2 protein-coding genes and 1 pseudogene are annotated in these 3,813 nt (G+C 75.0%); 1 reads left to right on the plus strand and 2 read right to left on the minus strand.

All coding sequences use genetic code 11. The annotated features are described in order from the left end of the window. A partial coding sequence (locus tag L1885_RS25225) for a PH domain-containing protein (RefSeq protein ID WP_235799478.1) occupies positions 1-1,432 on the minus strand: 1,432 nt, incomplete at its 3' end. Then, complete coding sequence (locus L1885_RS25230; RefSeq protein WP_372482024.1) at positions 1,429-1,872, minus strand: PH domain-containing protein; 444 nt, start codon at positions 1,870-1,872, stop codon at positions 1,429-1,431. The genes L1885_RS25230 and L1885_RS25225, both read right to left, overlap by 4 nt. Before the next feature lie 18 nt (positions 1,873-1,890). On the opposite strand from L1885_RS25230, the pseudogene L1885_RS25235 reads away from it, so the two are divergent. Next, positions 1,891-3,813, plus strand: a pseudogene (locus tag L1885_RS25235) (Rne/Rng family ribonuclease); the annotation flags it as partial.

Raw genomic sequence — 3,813 nt, forward strand, 5'->3', positions numbered from 1 at the left:
CCCGGCCGAAGCGCTCGGCCCAGGCCGCCGACACCGCGTCCACCACGGCGACAGCGCCGCGTCCCTCGCCGACGCGCTGCCCAGGCGCCGTGCGCAGCAGCCGCAGCGCCCCCGCCACGTCGCCGCTCAGCAGGGCGACGGCCCCGCACTCGCGAAACGGCAGCGACGCCAGGCACGCCATGTCGTACGTGGCCGTGACGGACGACACGGCCGAGGCGGCCGGCGCCTCGGCGAGGCAGAGCACGTGGACGCCCGCCGCGGGCCCGGCCTCGGCGAGGCGCGCCGTCGTCTCGCGCAGGGCGGCCGATCCCGGGTCGCCGTCCACGACGAGGAGGGTGCGGGGACCCGCGTGCCGTCGCGCGGCCTCCGCGATCACGGTGGGCTCGGCCGACGCCCAGCCCGCGCCGAGCGGCCCCTCGTCGAGCCGGCGGCTCAGTTCGGCGGCGCGTGCGGCCGCCTGCTCCCGGTCGAAGGCGAGCAGGAGCCGGCAGTCCTGGCCGTGCCCGGGGCGGGTGTGCGGGAGCCAGCCGAGCCATGCCCAGTCCCTGCGGCGCTCCTCGACGGACACCGACCGGGTGGTGAGCAGCCCGCGCCGCACCCGCAGCGTGCCGCCCGGCTCCCGTTCCAGCCGGTAGTTCCACCACATCTCGATCCAGACACCGAGCGCTCCGACCGCGCCCGCGAGCAGGGCCACCGCGGCCGATCCGGCGACCGCCCAGCCGAGCGGCGCGTGCCGGAAGCAGCGGGCCACGAGGCGGATGACGTCCTGCTGGGCGCCGAACCAGTCGCTGATCTGCAGCAGGCCGCCGACGGACGCGCCCGCGAGCAGCGGGGAGAGGAACGACAGCGGCGCGTACAGGACCCAGCCGGGCCTGACCGAGGCCAGCGCGCCGTCCCCCGGGGGCGCGTCGGCGGCGGGGGTGTGCGCCAGCAGTCGCCTGCGCAGCCGTTCGCCCTCCGCGCGTGCGACCGATTCCAGCTCCAGGGCGCCGTCGCGGGCGTGCTCGCCGGTGCCGATCCGCACGGTCACGAGGCCGAAGACACGCAGCAGGGGGTTCGCCGTGAGGTCGACGGTCCGTATCCGCTCCAGCGGGAGCGAGCGCCGCTTGACCAGCAGCAGGCCCTGGCGCAGCTCGGCGCGCTCCGGCCCGATGCGGTAGCCGGTGCGCCGCCAGCGCACGTAGTCGATGCCGGTGCCGAGGGCGACCACCACGACGGCGCCGGCGACCGTCCAGACCGTGGCCCGGCTGACGCCGGCCGTGCCCATCACGCCGAGCGCGGTCGGCACGCCCGCCGTGACGACGACGCCGACGAGGACCATCGCCGTGACGACGTAGGTACGCGCGTCGAGCCGCTGCCATCCGCCCGCCGCGTCGGCTGCCGGGGCATCGGCGCCGGCCCGCTCGGCGGTGTCCGCCGGCGGAGCGCTCACGTGGCGTCCCCCGGTGTCGACTGGGTGATGCGGGTCAGCCGCTCGGCGAGGGCCGCCGCGGTGTCCCGGTCGAGGCCCCGCAGGTGCACGGCGCCCTTCGCCGAGGCGGTGGTGACCGTGACGGTGGCGAGCCGGAACAACTGCTCCAGCGGGCCCCGCACGGTGTCCACCGTCTGGATCCGCGACATCGGGGCGACCCGCCACTCCTGGACGAGGAAGCCGGTGCGCACGTAGACCGCGTCGTCCGTGACCTCCCACCGGTGCACCCCGTACCACCAGCGCGGCACGAGGACCGCGCAGGCGAGACCCGCGGCGGCGAGCGCCGCCGCGGCGGTCAGCAGCGCGCCCCGGGCGGGCCCGATCAGCGCGCCGAGCACCGCGAGGAGGCCGACGCGCACGACGAGTCCGACGACGCCGACCGCGGCGAGGCCGGGGACCACGAGGACGGCGATGAGCACGGCTCCGGCTCGTCCAGCAGCCGTCGCCGCCGCAGGCGCCGCCGCCGCAGCGGCGACGCGGGCCCGGACGCCGAGTCCGGCAGCGGCGCCGACGACCCCGAGCGCACCGTCGTCAAGGTCCGCGAGCCGCGCAAGAAGGAGGAGCGCGGCACGGGCCCCGACGAGGTCCAGTCCATCAAGGGCTCCACGCGGCTCGAGGCCAAGAAGCAGCGCCGCCGCGAGGGCCGCGAGCAGGGCCGCCGCCGGGTTCCGATCATCACCGAGGCGGAGTTCCTCGCGCGCCGCGAGGCCGTCGAGCGCGTGATGGTCGTCCGCCAGAACGGCGAGCGCACGCAGATCGGCGTCCTCGAGGACGACGTCCTCGTCGAGCACTACGTCAACAAGGAGCAGGCCACCTCGTACGTCGGCAACGTGTACCTGGGCAAGGTGCAGAACGTGCTGCCGTCCATGGAGGCCGCGTTCGTCGACATCGGCAAGGGCCGCAACGCCGTCCTGTACGCGGGCGAGGTGAACTTCGAGGCGCTCGGCCACTCCGGCGGACCGCGCCGCATCGAGAGCGCGCTCAAGTCCGGCCAGCCGGTCCTCGTGCAGGTCACGAAGGACCCGATCGGCCACAAGGGCGCCCGCCTGACCAGCCAGGTCTCGCTGCCCGGCCGCTACCTGGTGTACGTGCCCGAGGGCTCCATGACGGGCATCAGCCGCAAGCTGCCCGACACCGAGCGTGCCCGGCTCAAGACGATCCTCAAGAAGGTCGTCCCCGAGGACGCGGGCGTCATCGTGCGCACCGCGGCCGAGGGCGCCAGCGAGGACGAGCTGCGCCGCGACGTCGAGCGGCTCCAGACCCAGTGGGAAGAGATCAAGAAGAAGTCCCGCGCGGGCAGCGGCGCGAACGCGCCGACCCTCCTGTACGGCGAGCCGGACATGACGGTCCGCGTCGTGCGCGACATCTTCAACGAGGACTTCTCCAAGGTCATCGTGAGCGGCGACGACGCGTGGGAGACCATCCACGGCTACGTCGCGCACGTGGCGCCCGACCTGTCCGACCGCCTGCAGCGCTGGACGAGCGAGGTGGACGTCTTCGCGACGTACCGCATCGACGAGCAGCTGATGAAGGCGCTCGACCGCAAGGTCTGGCTGCCCAGCGGCGGCTCCCTGGTCATCGACAAGACCGAGGCCATGGTCGTGATCGACGTCAACACCGGGAAGTTCACCGGCCAGGGCGGCAACCTCGAGGAGACCGTCACCAGGAACAACCTGGAGGCGGCCGAGGAGATCGTGCGCCAGCTGCGGCTGCGCGACCTCGGCGGCATCGTGGTCATCGACTTCATCGACATGGTGCTGGAGTCCAACCGGGACCTGGTGCTGCGGCGTCTGCTGGAGTGCCTCGGCCGGGACCGCACGAAGCACCAGGTCGCCGAGGTGACCTCGCTCGGCCTCGTGCAGATGACCCGCAAGCGGGTCGGCCAGGGCCTGCTGGAGTCGTTCTCCGAGACCTGCGTGCACTGCAACGGCCGCGGCGTGATCGTCCACATGGAGCAGCCCTCGGCCCCGGCCGGCGGCGGCTCGGGTGCCACCGGCGGCAAGCGGGGCCGCAAGCGCCGCGGCGGCTCCGGCGCCGGCGAGCACGACCACGACCACGAGCACGAGTACGTGGTCGAGGAGTCCGCGCCCGCCTCCGAGCCGGCGCGCGCCGACGAGGACGAGACGCCCGCCGAGGTCGCCGCCGAGGTGGCGGCCCCGTCCGCGCTGCCTTCCCCGGCGTTCGAGCCCGACGAGGAGCTCTACAGCAGCATCGCCGAGGCGGAGGCCGCGGCGGGCAGGGGCGGCCGTTCGCGCCGCAGGGCGACCCGCAAGGTGTCGGCCCCGGCCGGCTCGCCCCGCACGTCCGAGGCGCCGGCCGAGGTCGTCGTCCCCGTGGCGGAC

This window comes from Streptomyces fuscigenes (assembly GCF_021556455.1).
Taxonomy (GTDB): Bacteria; Actinomycetota; Actinomycetes; order Streptomycetales; family Streptomycetaceae; genus Streptomyces; species Streptomyces fuscigenes.